At 49.7% G+C, this 14,526-nt stretch carries 16 protein-coding genes, 1 other RNA gene and 1 pseudogene; 10 read left to right on the top strand and 8 right to left on the bottom strand.

All coding sequences use genetic code 11. The annotated features are described in order from the left end of the window. Window positions 1-79: 79 nt before the first annotated feature. Entirely contained in the window at window positions 80-1,117 is a 1,038-nt protein-coding gene (locus CG67_RS08215; protein ID WP_025902468.1) for a PLP-dependent cysteine synthase family protein, read from the bottom strand. 112 nt (window positions 1,118-1,229) lie between these two features. Between CG67_RS08215 and CG67_RS08210 the strand changes: the two genes are divergently transcribed. The 6 genes from CG67_RS08210 (at window position 1,230) to CG67_RS08180 (ending at window position 8,244) form a co-directional block, all read left to right on the top strand. Then, a complete protein-coding gene (locus tag CG67_RS08210; RefSeq protein ID WP_025902467.1) occupies window positions 1,230-1,691 on the top strand; it encodes an Lrp/AsnC family transcriptional regulator in 462 nt (153 codons plus the stop codon). A gap of 24 nt (window positions 1,692-1,715) precedes the next feature. Continuing rightward, the gene (locus tag CG67_RS08205) at window positions 1,716-3,485 is read left to right on the top strand and encodes a SmdA family multidrug ABC transporter permease/ATP-binding protein (RefSeq protein WP_025902466.1); all 1,770 of its coding nucleotides are present in this window, start codon (window positions 1,716-1,718) and stop codon (window positions 3,483-3,485) included. Next, a complete protein-coding gene (locus tag CG67_RS08200) occupies window positions 3,486-5,276 on the top strand; it encodes a SmdB family multidrug efflux ABC transporter permease/ATP-binding protein (RefSeq protein ID WP_025902465.1) in 1,791 nt (596 codons plus the stop codon). A 229-nt stretch (window positions 5,277-5,505) separates the two neighbouring features. Next, window positions 5,506-5,844, top strand: coding sequence for a P-II family nitrogen regulator (glnK, locus tag CG67_RS08195; RefSeq protein WP_025902464.1), 339 nt, complete (start codon window positions 5,506-5,508; stop codon window positions 5,842-5,844). A 31-nt stretch (window positions 5,845-5,875) separates the two neighbouring features. Then, window positions 5,876-7,162, top strand: coding sequence for an ammonium transporter AmtB (gene amtB / locus CG67_RS08190; protein WP_025902463.1), 1,287 nt, complete (start codon window positions 5,876-5,878; stop codon window positions 7,160-7,162). Window positions 7,163-7,764: 602 nt separating this feature from the next. After that, window positions 7,765-8,244, top strand: coding sequence for a YbaY family lipoprotein (locus CG67_RS08180; protein ID WP_025902461.1), 480 nt, complete (start codon window positions 7,765-7,767; stop codon window positions 8,242-8,244). A gap of 21 nt (window positions 8,245-8,265) precedes the next feature. Here CG67_RS08180 and CG67_RS08175 read toward each other — a convergent pair whose 3' ends face one another. Continuing rightward, window positions 8,266-8,583 (bottom strand): MGMT family protein, encoded by a 318-nt coding sequence (locus tag CG67_RS08175; RefSeq protein WP_025902460.1) that lies wholly within the window; start codon window positions 8,581-8,583, stop codon window positions 8,266-8,268. 146 nt (window positions 8,584-8,729) lie between these two features. Between CG67_RS08175 and ffs the strand changes: the two genes are divergently transcribed. Then, window positions 8,730-8,826, top strand: an RNA gene (gene ffs / locus CG67_RS17460) — signal recognition particle sRNA small type. A gap of 311 nt (window positions 8,827-9,137) precedes the next feature. Here the strand turns inward: ffs and CG67_RS08170 are convergent. Together CG67_RS08170 and tomB are read right to left on the bottom strand one after the other, a co-directional pair. Beyond that, window positions 9,138-9,356 carry an HHA domain-containing protein gene (locus CG67_RS08170; RefSeq protein WP_025902459.1) on the bottom strand — a complete coding sequence of 73 codons (219 nt, stop codon included), beginning with the start codon at window positions 9,354-9,356 and terminating at the stop codon, window positions 9,138-9,140. A 17-nt stretch (window positions 9,357-9,373) separates the two neighbouring features. Then, window positions 9,374-9,754, bottom strand: coding sequence for an Hha toxicity modulator TomB (gene tomB / locus CG67_RS08165; RefSeq protein ID WP_025902458.1), 381 nt, complete (start codon window positions 9,752-9,754; stop codon window positions 9,374-9,376). A 709-nt stretch (window positions 9,755-10,463) separates the two neighbouring features. Between tomB and CG67_RS08160 the strand changes: the two genes are divergently transcribed. Genes CG67_RS08160 through CG67_RS08150 form a run of 3 tightly spaced genes read left to right on the top strand, consistent with a single transcriptional unit; the run spans window position 10,464 to window position 12,871 of the window. Next, a complete protein-coding gene (locus CG67_RS08160; protein WP_025902457.1) occupies window positions 10,464-11,138 on the top strand; it encodes a metal ABC transporter ATP-binding protein in 675 nt (224 codons plus the stop codon). Beyond that, the gene (locus tag CG67_RS08155; protein WP_025902456.1) at window positions 11,129-11,974 is read left to right on the top strand and encodes a metal ABC transporter permease; all 846 of its coding nucleotides are present in this window, start codon (window positions 11,129-11,131) and stop codon (window positions 11,972-11,974) included. The genes CG67_RS08160 and CG67_RS08155 overlap by 10 nt, the downstream gene beginning before the upstream one ends. 18 nt (window positions 11,975-11,992) lie before the next feature. After that, window positions 11,993-12,871 carry a metal ABC transporter solute-binding protein, Zn/Mn family gene (locus CG67_RS08150; RefSeq protein ID WP_025902455.1) on the top strand — a complete coding sequence of 293 codons (879 nt, stop codon included), beginning with the start codon at window positions 11,993-11,995 and terminating at the stop codon, window positions 12,869-12,871. Between the two features lie 110 nt (window positions 12,872-12,981). On the opposite strand, the gene ykgO is transcribed toward CG67_RS08150, so the two are convergent. The 4 genes and pseudogenes from ykgO to tnpA all read right to left on the bottom strand — a co-directional run bounded on the left by ykgO (window position 12,982) and on the right by tnpA (window position 14,449). Beyond that, window positions 12,982-13,122 carry a type B 50S ribosomal protein L36 gene (ykgO, locus tag CG67_RS17455; RefSeq protein WP_071780135.1) on the bottom strand — a complete coding sequence of 47 codons (141 nt, stop codon included), beginning with the start codon at window positions 13,120-13,122 and terminating at the stop codon, window positions 12,982-12,984. A 3-nt stretch (window positions 13,123-13,125) separates the two neighbouring features. Continuing rightward, window positions 13,126-13,389, bottom strand: a complete 264-nt coding sequence (locus tag CG67_RS08140) for a type B 50S ribosomal protein L31 (RefSeq protein ID WP_025902453.1) — start codon at window positions 13,387-13,389, stop codon at window positions 13,126-13,128. 302 nt (window positions 13,390-13,691) lie between these two features. After that, window positions 13,692-13,880: pseudogene (locus CG67_RS08135) on the bottom strand (IS200/IS605 family transposase); the annotation flags it as partial. Between the two features lie 110 nt (window positions 13,881-13,990). Then, the gene (gene tnpA, locus CG67_RS08130) at window positions 13,991-14,449 is read right to left on the bottom strand and encodes an IS200/IS605 family transposase (protein ID WP_025902451.1); all 459 of its coding nucleotides are present in this window, start codon (window positions 14,447-14,449) and stop codon (window positions 13,991-13,993) included. Between the last annotated feature and the right edge of the window lie 77 nt (window positions 14,450-14,526).

Genomic DNA, 14,526 nt, shown 5'->3' with positions numbered 1-14,526 from the left:
CACTATTCCCGTCAAAAATACCTGCCTATGTTACCGCCTGACGGACAAAAGAACAAAACCGACGGCACAGAACGTTTTTTTAGCAGGAAAGTTGTGACTGAAATTTGCTGATGTCACCGATATTTTCTGCGACCCATTCCGGGTTGTAATAGGTATCCGGGTAACGTTCGCCACTGTCACAGATTAATGTTACCAGTGAGCCTCGCTCACCGCGGGCTTTCATTTTCTCAGCAACATGCAGCATACCGATGAAATTAGTCCCGGTAGAAGGCCCGACACGTCGACCGAGGATTTTCTCCAGTGCGTACATCCCGGCCAGTGAGGCTCCGTCGGGGACTTTCAGCATTTCATCGATAACATCCGGAAGAAACGACGGCTCTACCCGCGGACGACCAATACCCTCAATCCTGCTACCGGAAGGATGCGTCAGTCCGGGATCCCGGTGTTTCCAGTAGTCATAAAAAACGGAGTTTTCAGGATCGGTCACCAGAAGGCGGGTAGGGGCACCGCGATAGCGGATGTAACGACCGAGCGTGGCAGAGGTACCCCCGGTACCTGCACTCATTACCAGAGTATGGGGCACCGGGTAGGGTTCATCCTGCATCTGACGAAAAATACTTTCTGCAATATTATTATTGCTGCGCCAGTCAGTGGCCCGTTCCGCGTAGGTGAACTGATCCATATAATGTCCCTGCTGTTCGCGGGCCAGCTGTGCAGACTGATGATAGATCTCAGATGAGGTTGCCACGAAATGACACTGCCCGCCATAGAAGTTGATTTGTTCTGTTTTTCGCCGGGCTGTGCTGGCTGGCATTACGGCGATAAACGGTAACCCCAGCAGACGGGCAAAATAGGCTTCAGAAACGGCTGTGCTACCGGAAGAGGCTTCGATGACCGGTGTATGCTGATTAATCCATCCATTGCTCAGGCCATAAAGGAAGAGTGAACGTGCCAGCCGGTGTTTCAGACTGCCACTGGGATGTGTACTCTCATCTTTCAGATAGAAATGAATTCCAGGAAACTCTTTCAGGCTAAAGCGTATCAGGTGTGTATCGGCAGAGCGCCGGAAGTCAGCATTAATTTCGTTAACAGCATCGCGTACCCAGGTGTCAGCCATGGTTTTATCTCCGGAAATAAAAAAATAGCATAAAGCACCCTGCGGAAAAAAAGGTCACCAAATACGGTTTAAAATGCCAGGATAAGAGAAAATTATTCTCCCCGAGGACAAAATGATAGATAAAACTGACCGAAAGCTGCTTTCTCTGTTGCAGGAGGACAGCACATTGTCCCTTCAGGAACTGGCCGGGGCGGTAAACCTGACGTCCACGCCTTGCTGGAAGCGGCTGAAAAAACTGGAAGATAATGGCATTATACGCCGCCGCGTCACCCTGCTGGATGGTGAAAAGCTGGGGCTGGGGCTGACCGCCTTTATGTTTGTAAAAACGCGGCAACACAGCAAAGCGTGGTATCAGATCTTTTCTGACCTGATCAACGGCTTACCGGAAGTGATGGGGTGTTACCGGATGGCAGGGGAATATGATTATTTGCTGCGTATTCAGGTCGCTGATATGAAAAGTTATGATGCCCTGTATAAAAAGCTGGCCGAAAGCCTTGATGGTCTGACTGAAGTCACCTCCAGTTTCGCGATGGAAGAAATTAAATATACCACGGCCATTCCGCTCAGCGTCTGATACGCGACATCATGAGATCTCTTTGTGCAGTTATTTAGCTATTTACGTGAGTATTTCTCTTCAGAATGGCGGCGCTACTCCGGCGCGGTCAGTCTGCTGATTATTATTTCTCTGATGCAGTTAGTCCCGCCCCGGCTGGTCGGTATTATTGTGGATGGGGTGACTCACCATACCCTGGGGACGCGACAGCTGACGGGCTGGATTGCGCTTATCTTAATCACAGCACTGCTGACCTACCTGTTGCGATATGTCTGGCGGATCCTTCTGTTCGGCGCATCTTACCGGCTGGCGCTGGTACTGCGTGAAAAATACTATCGTCAGCTCAGCCAGCAAAGTCAGGTGTTTTACAGTCAGTACCGGACCGGGGATCTGCTCGCCCGGGCCACCAACGATGTGGACCGGGTCGTCTTTGCTGCCGGAGAAGGGGTTCTGACGCTGATTGATTCGCTGGTGATGGGGCTGGCGGTGCTGGTGGTGATGAGCACACAAATCAGCTGGCAGCTCACACTGGCGGCACTGCTACCCATGCCTTTAATGGCATGGGTCATTAATCGTTGTGGTAAAAAATTACATCAGCGTTTCCGTTCCGCACAGGCCGCTTTCTCGTCACTGAACGATCAGGCCCAGGAAAGTCTGACCAGTATCCGAATGATCAAAGCCTTCGGGCTCGAACATCATCGTTCGGCTCAGTTTGCTGAGACTACGGAACAGACCAGCAGGGATAACCTTCGTGTCTCGCGGGTAGATGCTCTGTTTGAGCCGACGATCTATCTGGCCATCGCCTGTTCAAACTTTCTGGCCATTGCCGGAGGGGGCTGGATGGTCTGGCACCAGCAACTGACTCTGGGACAGCTCACCAGTTTTGTCATGTATCTGGGCTTAATGATTTGGCCGATGCTGGCACTGGCCTGGATGTTCAATATCGTCGAACGGGGGAGTGCGGCGTGGACGCGTATTTCTGCACTGCTGTCGCTTCCTTCTTTGTTACCCGACGGGGATCAGTCGCTGCCGGAAACCCGCGGGGAGCTGGAGGCTGAGATTACCCGTTTCAGCTATCCCGGTACGGATACTGATATCCTCTGCGGGATCCATTTTCGTTTACCGCCAGGGGGGATGCTGGGGATCTGCGGGCCGACAGGCAGTGGTAAAACGACCTTACTTTCACTGATTCAGCGCCATTATGATCTTAGTGAAGGACATATTGACTATCACGGCTATCCATTGCCTGCATTATTGCTGGATGGCTGGCGTCAGCGCCTGGCGGTGGTTAATCAGACACCGTTCCTGTTTTCAGACACTATTTCGAATAATATTGCGCTGGGGGCCCCGCAGGCCAGCCGGGATCAGATAGAGCAGGCGGCCATGCTCGCCTCTGTCCATGAAGATATTCTGCACTTACCGGACGGATATGATACGCAGGTGGGAGAGCGGGGTGTCATGCTTTCCGGCGGACAAAAACAACGGATCTCACTGGCCCGGGCGCTGTTGATGAATGCGGAAATTCTGATCCTGGATGATGCGCTCTCGGCGGTTGACGGTGAAACAGAACATCGCATCCTGTCTCGTCTGCAGGAGTGGCGTGCAGGTAAAACCGTGATCATCACAGCTCACCGTCTTTCTGCGTTAAGGGGAGCCGATGAGATTCTGGTGCTGCAGCAGGGCCGTATCACCCAGCGCGGAACAGCGGCAGTGCTGGCGGAAGAGGCAGGATGGTACCGGGAGATGTCGCAATATCAGAAAATGGCTGAATCCCTTTCTCAGCATATCGAACACCCGCAGCCAAAGGAGCACTAAGTGTCGCAGCCGGTCTCTTTCCTGAAAACATTAATGCGTTTGCTGTCCTACGGACGGGGCTGGAAAAAGCAGCTGATCGTAGCGGTACTTTTACTGGTGATGGCATCAGCGGCACAGGTGACCGGCCCCGCGCTGGTGAGTTATTTTATTGATCATATTATCAGTACACGACAATGGCAGTGGGTGCCGGTGTTGGCTCTGGGGGGCGGTTTTTTACTGTTACAAATTCTGGCGGCGGTTTTTAATTACCGTCAGTCATTATTGTTTAACCAGGTGGCCATCGGTGTGGTCAGAAAAATTCGTTGCGAAGTGATGGATGCAGCATTACGGCAGCCTTTATCGGCCTTCGATACCCGGCCGGTGGGGCAGCTTGTCTCCCGGGTGACCAATGACAGTGAAGTGGTCAGGGATTTATACATCTCGGTAGTAGGCAGTGCATTACGCAGCGGGATCCTGATTATTTCGATGCTGGTGGCCATGTTTATTCTGGACTGGAAAATGGCGCTGATTGCCGCCTGTATTTTTCCTCTGGTTATCGCCGTGATGATTATCTACCAGCGTTACAGTACCGGTATCGCCCGTCAGGTACGAACCTTTCTTGCCGATATTAATAACAGCCTCAATGAGGTGATCAGCGGAATGACGGTGATCCAGCAGTTCCGGCGGCAGAAGCATTTTGCGGAGCAGCTCCGCCAACACAACGAAAACCACTATCAGACGCGTATGAAAATACTGCGGCTGGACGCTTTCTTACTGCGTCCGTTATTAAATCTGTTTTCGGCGATTATCTTGTCTCTGCTGGTACTGTTATTCAGCCTGTCGACTCCCGGACATTTTGAAGTGGGGGTACTGTATGCGTTTATCGCCTATCTGGGACGTATCGAGGAACCGCTAATTGAACTCACCACACGGCAGTCATTGTTACAGCAGGCGGTAGTCTCGGCCGAACGGATTTTTGAACTGATGGATGCGCCGGCCCAGCAATATGGCACGGATAGCCGGGCACTGAAAACCGGAACCCTGACCATTAATAATTTATCCTTTGCCTATAAGCCGGGTCAGCCTGTACTGAAAAATATTCACTGCCATTTATCCTCCGGCGGCTTTCTGGCGCTGGCAGGACATACGGGAAGCGGAAAAAGTACCCTGGCAAGTTTGCTGATGGGCTATTACCCCGTTGCGGAGGGGGAAATAACGCTGGATGGACGGAAAATTTCTCAGCTAAGCCATGATGTGCTTCGTCAGGGAATTGGCATGGTTCAACAGGATCCGGTGATCCTGGCCGATTCGTTACTGGAGAATATTTGTCTGGGCAGAGAGATTTCAGAAGCAAAGGTTATCGATGCGCTGAAACAGGTGAAACTTATGGACTGGTTCCAGTCTCTGCCCGGGGGGCTTCATACCCTGATGGGAGAGCAGGGGAAAAGTTTATCCGCAGGGCAAAAGCAATTGCTGGCACTGGCCAGGATCCTGGTCGATATCCCGATGTTACTTATTCTGGACGAAGCAACGGCCAGTATCGATTCCGGTACCGAACAAGCGATCCAGCAGGTACTCCAACAGGTACGCAAAAATACCACCCTGGTGGTGATCGCTCACCGGTTATCTACCATCACTTCTGCGGATAAGATCCTGGTCCTGGACCGGGGGGAAATTATTGAACAGGGGACACATCAGCAATTACTGGAACACCGCGGACGCTATCTGCAGATGTATCAGCTACAGCAGGCCGGTAATGAACTATCACATCGCACCCCTGAGTTAACTTCAACCGGCAATGCACTGAATTAGGACATTTTAATCAGACTGTTCTGACGAATGCACCACAATAGTGCCTCCGGCCTTATTGTGGTGCATCGGATCTGCTTTTTTTTATCCCCGCCACTCTCTGTCGTCTGAAAATACCGCGCTGGTCGCACACCGGAAAAATAATTCATGAAATTAAACAGATGGCATGCCATTTGCTTAAGATAGTTCAGGTTCAATGTAACTGATAATTTCAATACCCGGAGGGAGTGATATGAAGCTGGTAACCGTGGTGATTAAGCCATTTAAGTTAGAAGACGTGCGTGAAGCATTATCTTCCGTGGGTATCCAGGGCCTGACCGTCACTGAAGTGAAAGGCTTCGGTCGCCAGAAAGGGCACGCTGAGCTGTATCGCGGTGCGGAGTATAGTGTGAATTTTTTACCTAAAGTAAAAATTGATATTGCTATCGCCGAAGATCAGCTGGATGAAGTTATTGATATTATTAGTAAAGCTGCTTACACCGGTAAGATTGGTGATGGGAAAATTTTCGTGTCTGAACTGCAGCGGGTCATTCGTATCCGTACCGGTGAAACAGACGAAGCTGCGCTTTAATTTAGCCGTTGATTGTTGAGGTAAGGAAAAAATGAATAAACTTCTGACAAAACTGGCCTTAGCCGGAGCGGCCCTTTCGCCTTCACTGGCGTTTGCTGCGCCTGCAGTTGCAGACCAGGCAGATAATGCATTTATGATGATTTGTACCGCACTGGTATTATTTATGTCAGTGCCGGGTATCGCGCTTTTTTATGGTGGTCTGATCCGCGGTAAAAACGTTCTTTCTATGATGACTCAGGTCGCGGTAACGTTCTCTCTGGTGTGTGTCATTTGGGTTATCTACGGTTATTCTCTGACATTTGCTGACGGTAACAACTACTTTGGCGGTTTCCAGTGGGTGATGCTGAAAGGGATTGAGCTGAAAGCTGTCATGGGCACCATCTATCAGTATATCCATGTTGCCTTCCAGGCCTCTTTCGCCTGTATTACCGTGGGCCTGGTACTGGGTGGTTTAGCTGAACGTGTACGTTTCTCTGCAGTGCTGATCTTCACTTTGATCTGGGCAACGTTCTCTTATTTCCCGATTGCTCACATGGTCTGGGGCGGTGGTCTGCTGGCTCTGGATGGTGCGCTGGATTTTGCCGGCGGTACCGTTGTCCATATTAATGCGGCAGTTGCTGCGCTGGTGGGTGCCTACATGCTGGGCAAACGTGCCGGTTTCGGTAAAGAGGCGTTTAAACCTCATAACCTGCCGATGGTCTTTATCGGTACTGCTATCCTGTATGTTGGCTGGTTTGGTTTCAACGCCGGTTCGGCGGCTTCTGCTAACGAAATCGCTGCCCTGGCATTCCTGAATACGGTGGTTGCAACGGCAGGTGCGGTTCTGACCTGGGTGTTCGGTGAGTGGGTTCTGCGTGGTAAACCTTCACTGCTGGGTGCAAGCTCTGGTTTCATTGCTGGTCTGGTCGCTATCACACCGGCTTGTGGTTATGTCGGTGTTGGCGGCGCGCTGATCATTGGTCTGGTAGCGGGTCTGGCTGGTCTGTGGGGTGTTACCTCGCTGAAACGTTTCCTGCGTGTTGATGACCCTTGTGACGTGTTTGGTGTTCACGGTGTGTGCGGGATCATAGGTTGTATCCTGACCGGTGTCTTCGCCTCTTCTTCACTGGGTGGCGTAGGCTATGCTGCCGGTGTCACGATGGGCCATCAGATTTGGGTTCAGCTGCTGAGCTGCCTGGTCACGCTGGTCTGGTCAGGTGTGGTTGCCTTTATCGCCTTTAAAGTGGCTGACCTGCTTGTCGGACTGCGTGTTCCTGAAGATCAGGAGCGTGAAGGTCTGGATGTTAACAGTCATGGCGAGAATGCTTACAACCAGTAAGTGAGTCTTTATACCGGGCGATGACCCGGAATGTAAAAAGGGCGATAGATTATCGCCCTTTTTTTATGTGGGAGTGTGCAGGCGAGCCGCCTGTAGCTCCCATTAACCCGTCTGCGACCCTCCTTGTGTCACTGTCCGCCCTGTCTCTGTATCCTGCAGAGTATTCCCCGAAGCAGTACCGGTCAGCCGGGCCAGAGAAAGATGCATCCCTGAAGCCGGAGAACGGGGGAGGTTACGCGAACGCTATAAAGTCAGGGCTTCCAGCCGGCCGCCGTATGCGACAAGGGGAGGGCAGGTGAGCATCGGTAATACAGTATTATCTGTAATAACTCAAAATTCCCGTAAGTTTTTCCGTCTGTCTTCATGAGGTATCATCAGAAGGTATCTGTAAGTAGCTGAAATTAGCTGTTCCTGTATCGGCCCATCCTTCGGGGAAGACTAACCAGGATAATTCCTAATGTCCGGTTGTTGCCGGATTATGGCATCTGCCTGCAGGAAAAAATCATATTTTCTGCCAGAATTATTATCAATGGTAGCGAATATGAATAATTGGCTTACTATAAAATTCCGTTGTTCATTTTGTTCATAAGGAGACGACATCAATGAAATCAATGCATATTATTACAGGTCTGGCAGTGGCGTTATCTGTGACAGCTTGTGCTGACAGGACGGATTTACCAGCACCTGTGCCGGTTATCAGTGCCACCAGTAACCAGCCAGTGATCTCTGGTGCGGTGTATGTGCGTCAACGTATTGCGTTACCGCCCGGAGCAGTCCTGACCGTCACCCTGTCTGATGCTTCCGGAGGAACCGGGCCTACAAAAGTGATCGCACAGAAAGTGACACGGCTTTCCGGCCAGCAGGCGCCTTTCAATTACCGTCTGCCGTTTAACGCCTCTGATGTCAGCTCTCAAGGACAGGTATTGCTGAGTGCCGCTATTACTCTGAACGGTCGGGTAATTTTCGCTGCACAATCCCTGAAACCAGTCACTTCACCAACCACACAGCGTCAGGATTTAACGCTGGAGGCTCTGCCTGAAGTTGCGGTACCCGTTTCTGTCGCGCCTTCTGTCACACCCTAGTCGCTGAACCGTGGGTCGGGGCTACAAATGCCCTGACCAACGGTATTTATCTAAATTAATGGTCTGCTGTTGCGTAAATTCAATATTCTCAGCTTCCAGCGCTTGCTGCTGACGCCTGAAATCCTCTCCCTGTAAGGATATCCTGCCTTCCCGGTTGACCACTCTATGCCAGGGCAGTGATGAGCCTTCCGGTAATTTTTTGAGCACACCACCGACCTGCCTTGCTGCCCGGGGGCTTCCAGCCAGACGTGCAATCTCGCCATAGGTCGTCACCCGGCCATAAGGAATGGCAGCAATGATAAGCCATACTCTCTCACGAAATGATAGTTCTTCAGACATGGTCGTTTCCGGATATTCAACAGGGAGAGTTATCATAACGGGAGTGTTCAATAAAACAACGGTCAGGTGCTACGGACTTGCAATTGAGATTGGCATCCCTGATAATGCCCCCGCTTTGAGAGATCAGAGCTTATCAATGGGGACCCTGTTGGTTCTCCCGCAATGCTAATCTGTGAACCCGGTCAGATCCGGAAGGAAGCAGCCGTAACAGATGACGCATGTGCCGGGATGTCGCTGGCAGGGGCCCCACCCAATATTTTATCTGTAGCCTCCCCTATAAAAAATCCCAAACCTGACACAGAATGACTGTACAGTTTAATGAATTATTCATTGTACATTCGTGGATCCGGCAGAACAGCAATACTCTTCGCTATGAAAACCCCAAAGAACATCACCAGACACAAAGTATTCGGAATGGCGGGTCAATTGTCCGGAGTTTTTCCGGCTATCATTGCCCCGCGTAATAAGTAAACGAGTATTCAACAGTATCGTGCCAGGGGAACCGGAACGTTAAGAGAGATTATGATTATTTATTCTGATTAAACTCTAAGACGTTAACGGACATATTTCCAGACGGTGGCAGGCACTTTATCGTACAATTTGTTCATAGTTAGTTCAGCAAGACGGTGGTCGGCGGCCGAATAAAACACCACCAGATCTTCATCAGAGAGTTCATATTTGTTTTTTTCGATGACGCGCTCAAGAGTATCGATCGATCGGCAGCGCCTCAGACGCATCAGATAATCTGTCTTGGTTAATGGGGTTTGACTCATGATAAAACGACTCCTGGTTAATGTGTGAGACTTTGTCCGCTTTCCTGACAGAGGCTCGCTTCAAAAAATAATCTAAATAATTTGTTTGACGAGGCTTTCCAGTAGTCTAAATCCTGTTCATTTACCGTGTAGCCACTGAATAATGTAAATGTATCGTCAAGATATTTGTCTACCTGTGAAATCAGTAATTCATCTTCACTATGTTTTAATTTATAAATAATACTGACGGCTGCAATATGCTCAATTAAATCGTGCAACTGTAGGTTTTCTATCGATGTCGGATCATTGATCCAGCACAACTCCTGGAGATTAAGGGTAGCCAGACTTTCATCAAATAAATTTTCACACAAAAATTTAAGCTGTGCTACATCATATCTTTTAGGTGAGTATTCATCCATCGTTTCCACCCCTTATCTGACTCTGCCTGGAGCCATTCCGCGTAAAGAAGACTCGTCGTAATTCATTCTGTTCAGAGATAATAAAGAGAGAACAGTCACCGGGATATTCCTGCGACTAAATCCTGTGCAATATCACCAGGGTTTTCATCTGCTGAGCCAGCCTGACAATATTAGTTTACTTTGCCGAGGTTTGTCTTATTTTACCTGAGTGTTCAGGATTGTTATTTATTTTGATGAAAATTACGGCACAGCTCGCAGGGAATTCAGCAGAAGCATACTTAAAGGATTAACGGTCTGCTTTTAGTATGAACCAGATTTGAACATATCAGCAAACTAACATCTATAGATTGAATCTATCAATAAAGACTTTTCTTAAAATAGTGGTTCATACGAAACCGCGTAACAGGGCTTTCATTCGATATTCTCAGGGGAAGCCCGCAGACCGGAAGATGTCATAACACTGGCTTATATTCTGCAGCGAACCGGCAGGATTAGCAATCCTTTCAAAGAGGATTGTTGAATGATGTTTAGAAACATTTTATCTCTTTATTTTAGCCTCTTTTTTTTATAAAGTGTAATGTTATAACGTTTTTAACTTTCGGTGTCTTATGTATAGCAGTCCGCTCCTTCTTTCAGTGTTCAGCCGTCTTATTGTGGCAGGGCTGGTTATCCTGTTTCTTGTGGCTGGCGTCAGTTGGGGAGTGTCAGGATGATCCGCTTTTCAGAGTGCCGTGCAGGCTATGCTAAGCAGGCGGTAACCCCTGCCGTCAACGGCGAAATTTCAGCGGGAACGCTGACTGCCCTGGTCGGTGTGAATGGTTGTGGAAAATCGACTCTCCTGAAAACGGTGGCGGGGTTGTTGCCCGTGGTGAGCGGCCATTGCGACGTATCATTACCGCGTAATAAAATAGGCTGGCTACCGCAACGCAGTGAGCTGGAACGTCAGTTCCCGTTAACGGTATATGAACTGGTGGCGATGGGATGCTGGCCCCGGACCGGCTGGTTTCGCAGTATCAACCGTGAGCTGAAACAAGAGATCCATCAGGCGCTTGAGGCCACCGGCATGGCAGCATTTGCGGAGGCCAGGCCTGCGATGTTATCCGGCGGGCAGTTGCAGCGTGTACTTTTCTCCCGCTTGTTATTACAACAGAGTGATTTATGGTTGCTGGATGAGCCCTTTAGCGGCGTCGATCAGCAAACTATCGCATCATTAATGAAATTAATTCATCAGCAGCAGAAAACCGGGAAAACGATCGTCGTCGTACTTCATGATCAGCGGCTGGTTATGCAAAATTTTCGCCATGTCTTATCACTGGAAGGTGAGCATGCGCAGTGGTACCACACGACCGAAACGCAGGAAAAGGCATTAAACCTATGTTGTTAGTTCAGCCATTTATAGAATTTGCCTTTATGCGTAAGGCATTAGTTGCCTGTGTCGCAATTGCTATCAGCGCAACCCCTCTTGGTGTATTTCTTTCATTACGCCGTATGAGTCTGGTGGGGGATGCACTTTCCCATGCCGTATTGCCGGGGGCTGCTATGGGCTATCTGCTTTCCGGATTATCACTGGTCGCGATGGGGATAGGCGGCTTAATTGCCGGTTTATCCGTGGCATTGCTTTCCGGAGTTGTCAGTCGTTTCACTCCGCTGAAAGAAGATGCCAGTTTTTCAGGATTCTATCTGGGTGCACTTGCACTCGGAGTCACTCTTATTTCCTTACGCCGATCCGGGGTCGATCTGCTGAATGTATTATTTGGGTCGTTGCTTGCGGTGAATAGTCAGGCGTTAATTATGGTGGCCTCAATTTCCGCGGTGAGTCTGGTGGTACTGGCGTTTATTTACCGGCCTTTGGTGATTGATGCATTTGATCCTCATTTTTTACAGATGCAGGGGCGCTGGCATGCACCCATCGTCCACGGGATTTTCCTGATTCTGGTCGTACTGAACCTGGTGGCCGGTTTTCAGATCCTGGGGACATTAATGTCCGTGGGATTGATGATGTTACCTGCGGCCAGTGCCAGGTTCTGGAGCCGCAGGCTCGAAAAAATATTACTGGTGGCCATTGTGCTGGCTATTTTCTCCGCCTGGTGCGGACTTTCGGCCTCATGGTATTGGTCGTTACCGGCAGGCCCTGCGGTTATTCTGTGCGCCACTCTTCTGTTTTTTATCTCCGTGTGCGCCGGTCCTTGTGGCGGAATTTTCCGTTCTTCTGCCAGCTGATTTTAAAAGGTTATATTGATGAAAAAATATCTGACGGCCATCGTACTCAGCGGAGCGCTGTTCGCACCTGTCGTGATGGCGAAAACCCTGCATGTGGTTGCCAGTTTTACTATCCCCGGTGATATGGCCAGACAAATCGGCGGTCAATATGTGGATGTGAAAAGCCTGGTCGGACCGGATGGTGACCCGCATACGTTTGAACCGGCACCACGTGATAGTATGGCTCTGGCACAGGCTGATGTGGTTATCATTAACGGTTTGGGTCTGGAAGGCTGGATGGAAAGGCTTATACAGGCCTCCGGATATCAGGGGAAGGTAGTGGTGGCCTCAGCCGGTGTCACGCCACTGACCATGACCAGTAACGGAGACAAAATTACCGACCCGCATGCCTGGAATAGTCTGGCGAACGGCGTCATTTATGCGCGGAATATCAGTGAAAGTCTGCAGAAAGCGGATCCCGAAGATGCGGCGGCTATCCGTAAGCAGGGGGAGGCGTATATTCAGCAACTGGAGAGTCTGGATAAACAGACTCTGGCTGCGTTTGCGAAAATACCGGTCAGTAAACGTCAGGTACTGACCAGTCACGATGCGTTTGGTTATTTCGGCCATGAGTACGGTGTGAAATTTATGTCACCGATTGGTTTGAATACCGATGAAGAGGCCAGCGCGTCCACGGTGGCGGGATTAATTAATCAGCTGAAAGCGAATCATATCCATCGTTATTTTATAGAGAATCAGACCGATCCACGTCTGGTCCGGCAAATTGCTACTGCAGCTGACGCTGCGCCGGGAGGGGAGTTATACCCGGAAGCGTTGTCGACAGCGAACGGGCCGGCAGCTACCTATCAGCAGGCATTTGAGCATAATGTCAAAGAATTACTGAAGAGTATGCAATAACCTCTCCGGACGGATAATCCCTGATGGAAAGCAGAAAAAACGGCCCGGAATGGCCGTTTTTTTGCTATTCACGGATGACAGCGTTTGCCGCGGAATGCCTGACCGGGGCGTTAGCGTTTTTTCCTGCCTCCCTGTACGGCTTTGAAACGCGGATTACTTTTACAAATGACATAGACTCGCCCGTGCCTGCGTACCAGCTTACAGTCGGGATGCCTTTTCTTTGCTGACTTCAGGGAACTGAGTACCTGCATGATTTATTCCTCCGCCTGGCTGACAGGCAAATGTTTATAACGCTGAGCAAATCGCGCTGCACGGCTGTCTTTGGCGACTGTTTTCTGCTTGCCGGTATAGAAGCTGTGTGATTTTGATGAAACATCCAGTCTCACATAAGGAAGCGTCTCTCCCTGGTATTCGAGTGTACGCTCAGTCCTGATGGTTGAGCCTGTCCTGAAGTACTCGTCAGACGTCGTATCATGGAACAGTACAGGGCGATAGTAAGGATGGATATCAGGCTTCATAATATCTCCTCTTAATTGTTATGTTATAACATAACTTAATTATGGCATTAACGGGGTTATCAGGCAAGCCTGTTGCAGAGAGCAGAGAGCAGAGAGCAGAGAGCAGAGAGCAGAGAGCAGAGAGCAGGCAGACTCCGCCCGGCAGCGACCGGTGAAAAACGTCGTGTTGACGACTTATGCCCCGGAAGGCAGGCGAATAAATATCCTCCGGCATAGCCGGAGGTTTTTCAAATGCGCCTGTAAGGCTCTCTTACCAGCAGCGCCCTAACAGGCGCATCGCAATCTGACATTTGCATTTTGGATTACTTACGGCCCGTAAACGGGCTTCCCGGATAAGGGATCGACAACTGCTCTCCCATTTTATCCGCTTCGAGCTGGTGCTTTATATATTCCTGTATCTTTTTCGTGTTCTTGCCTGCCGTGTCTACATAGTATCCACGGCACCAGAACTCCCTGTTTCTATACTTAAATTTCAAATCCCCGAACTGTTCATNAATAAATATCCTCCGGCATAGCCGGAGGTTTTTCAAATGCGCCTGTAAGGCTCTCTTACCAGCAGCGCCCTAACAGGCGCATCGCAATCTGACATTTGCATTTTGGATTACTTACGGCCCGTAAACGGGCTTCCCGGATAAGGGATCGACAACTGCTCTCCCATTTTATCCGCTTCGAGCTGGTGCTTTATATATTCCTGTATCTTTTTCGTGTTCTTGCCTGCCGTGTCTACATAGTATCCACGGCACCAGAACTCCCTGTTTCTATACTTAAATTTCAAATCCCCGAACTGTTCATACAGCATCAGACTGCTTTTGCCCTTCAGATACCCCATAAAGCCCGATACACTCATCTTCGGCGGGATCTCCAAAAGCATATGAATATGATCAGCACAACATTCCGCTTCCAGGATATTCACATTTTTCCATTCACACAGCTTTCTTAAAATGCTCCCTATTGCCCTTCGCCGCTCTCCATAAAAGACCTGCCTTCGGTACTTAGGTGCGAAAACTATGTGATATTTACAGTTCCATCGGGTATGCGCTAAGCTCTTTTCGTCCCTCATTGGGACCCCCTTTTGATTTCCTGTTGAACCTTTGCAGTTGCCAGACCGCAAGGTGTTTTAACAAATCAAAAGGGGTT

It is taken from the genome of Tatumella sp. UCD-D_suzukii (assembly GCF_000611875.2).
In the GTDB taxonomy this organism is placed as follows: Bacteria; Pseudomonadota; Gammaproteobacteria; order Enterobacterales; family Enterobacteriaceae; genus Tatumella; species Tatumella ptyseos.
The sequence above is the reverse complement of the archived record's forward strand: the minus strand, read 5'-3'. Positions and strand labels throughout refer to the sequence as shown.

Bases quoted from the DNA above. Each gene is read 5' to 3' on its own strand.
- amtB (WP_025902463.1), top strand. From the start codon at position 5,876: ATGAATAAACTTCTGACAAAACTGGCCTTAGCCGGAGCGGCCCTTTCG.
- CG67_RS08210 (WP_025902467.1), top strand. From the start codon at position 1,230: ATGATAGATAAAACTGACCGAAAGCTGCTTTCTCTGTTGCAGGAGGAC.
- CG67_RS08180 (WP_025902461.1), top strand. From the start codon at position 7,765: ATGAAATCAATGCATATTATTACAGGTCTGGCAGTGGCGTTATCTGTG.
- CG67_RS08140 (WP_025902453.1), bottom strand. From the start codon at position 13,389: ATGAAGCCTGATATCCATCCTTACTATCGCCCTGTACTGTTCCATGAT.
- CG67_RS08170 (WP_025902459.1), bottom strand. From the start codon at position 9,356: ATGAGTCAAACCCCATTAACCAAGACAGATTATCTGATGCGTCTGAGG.
- glnK (WP_025902464.1), top strand. From the start codon at position 5,506: ATGAAGCTGGTAACCGTGGTGATTAAGCCATTTAAGTTAGAAGACGTG.
- CG67_RS08160 (WP_025902457.1), top strand. From the start codon at position 10,464: ATGATCCGCTTTTCAGAGTGCCGTGCAGGCTATGCTAAGCAGGCGGTA.
- CG67_RS08215 (WP_025902468.1), bottom strand. From the start codon at position 1,117: ATGGCTGACACCTGGGTACGCGATGCTGTTAACGAAATTAATGCTGAC.
- ykgO (WP_071780135.1), bottom strand. From the start codon at position 13,122: ATGCAGGTACTCAGTTCCCTGAAGTCAGCAAAGAAAAGGCATCCCGAC.
- CG67_RS08150 (WP_025902455.1), top strand. From the start codon at position 11,993: ATGAAAAAATATCTGACGGCCATCGTACTCAGCGGAGCGCTGTTCGCA.
- CG67_RS08155 (WP_025902456.1), top strand. From the start codon at position 11,129: ATGTTGTTAGTTCAGCCATTTATAGAATTTGCCTTTATGCGTAAGGCA.
- tomB (WP_025902458.1), bottom strand. From the start codon at position 9,754: ATGGATGAATACTCACCTAAAAGATATGATGTAGCACAGCTTAAATTT.
- tnpA (WP_025902451.1), bottom strand. From the start codon at position 14,449: ATGAGGGACGAAAAGAGCTTAGCGCATACCCGATGGAACTGTAAATAT.
- CG67_RS08175 (WP_025902460.1), bottom strand. From the start codon at position 8,583: ATGTCTGAAGAACTATCATTTCGTGAGAGAGTATGGCTTATCATTGCT.